The sequence below is a fragment of the Methanococcoides seepicolus genome (assembly GCF_023684405.1).
In the GTDB taxonomy this organism is placed as follows: Archaea; Halobacteriota; Methanosarcinia; order Methanosarcinales; family Methanosarcinaceae; genus Methanococcoides; species Methanococcoides seepicolus.
Genome location: NZ_JAGSOI010000134.1, coordinates 1 through 1591 on the forward strand (window position 1 = coordinate 1; position 1591 = coordinate 1591).

Annotated in this window: 1 protein-coding gene; it reads right to left on the bottom strand. The window is 33.0% G+C overall.

Translation table 11 applies throughout. The features are described 5' to 3' along the window. A partial coding sequence (locus KDK67_RS14035; RefSeq protein ID WP_250869468.1) for a helix-turn-helix domain-containing protein occupies positions 1-392 on the bottom strand: 392 nt, incomplete at its 3' end. Positions 393-1591: the final 1199 nt, after the last annotated feature.

A 1591-nucleotide genomic window follows, 5' to 3' on the forward strand; every position in this document is an offset into this window, starting at 1 on the left:
AGGATCACACGAACCTGCTTTAAACTATATTTGACATCAAATTCCTTGAAAATAAGTTCTCTGGCGGCTTCTGTTGTCCAATCGTCTCGTTTAGTAAGCATGATTTTTAATTGTTCCTTCTGTTTATCTGCAAGTTTTGACCGTCTTCCTCCTGAATATCTTGGTTTTAGTCCATCGTACCCATCTTGATTCCATCGCTCCTGCCATGTATATCCTGTTTGTTTTGAACTCCCTATTCTTTGTATTGATTCTTCAACACTCAATTCCCCATAACGATATTTGATGAAATATAGTCTTTTCAGGAGTGTTGCATTCTTCTCTAATTTTATCTGCTTGTCTAACTCTTCAACGGTCATATGCCGTTCAATAAAGATCCCCTCAGGTCTAACCATGGAACAGTCTATATAACTAATTAGTCTAATAATTTGGGGTTTTAACTATAATAGCACTTTCACAAGTGTCCCCTATACCTGACATTTAATGTACGTTAGTTATCTTTTACATTTTTCGAAGAGATGTTAAGATTAAGACTTGGATAGATTTGTGGGTTCAAATCGCATCCCTCGCATAAAAAGTCGGAGGTCCAGGTTGTGCTCTTATTTCAATCACTAATATATTCCTCTTCGATTACTCTATATGGAAATATATTTATAGTTGTATAATGTTTACGTGGATTTAGCGAGTTCTTTAAGGGCAGTACCCCCAACCACTTATCCCCCCACTCCCCCCAACTTATTTTTTGCCCTTTTAGAACTCCTCAAAAACGTCTGTTTCTTCATAACTTTGCGTTCTTATTCCAATCATTGACGTGTTTTCTAATTTTTTATACAATAGCATATAAAGTCGGAGGCAAATGATAGCAATTATCAAATAATACAGGAAAGGTATATATATTGATGAATCACCTATATAGGCTTATCATCTTACATGCGGATGAAGACTATATTGGAATACAATATAGAAGATGAGAGTGGGTTTGGGGAGTGGGATTTCCAACACACTTTTTTACACTATATAAATACGTAATATCACCGCATAGCAAGTAGGGGATATAATTATCTTATAAAAATATTATTTTTCTAAATTTTAGATTGTTGTTTCTCTCATATATGCTTTCCAACCTTTCCCTCACATAAGCATTAAGTGTAAACGGCATATCATCCTCAGCATAAGCTCCTAACTTTTACATTCCATTCAAGAATGTCAAATTATGTACACTTGTAAAGTGTAACTGCTTATATCTGACATTTAATGTACATTTGTAATTCTTTAATATCTGACATCTAAACAAGGAAGGTAAAAATTAAGATTTAGATGGGATTTGTGTGTTCAAATCTAATCCCTCGCATAACAAGTCGGGGATATAGGTAACGTGAAAAAACCGAACTCTAAAAATTTTATTACTTTAAATGGGTTGATCCAAAACTTTTTGTAAACTCTAGTTTTTTCAAAGTTAGAAATTTTCTCAAAATAGTCATCTCAGAAAATACTACATCATTTTTTAAAAATCGAGATTTTAATAAAACATCATGTATTAAAGTTTTATGGAAGAATACTATATTATTAAAAAGGTATAGGGAAGTAAGGTGAA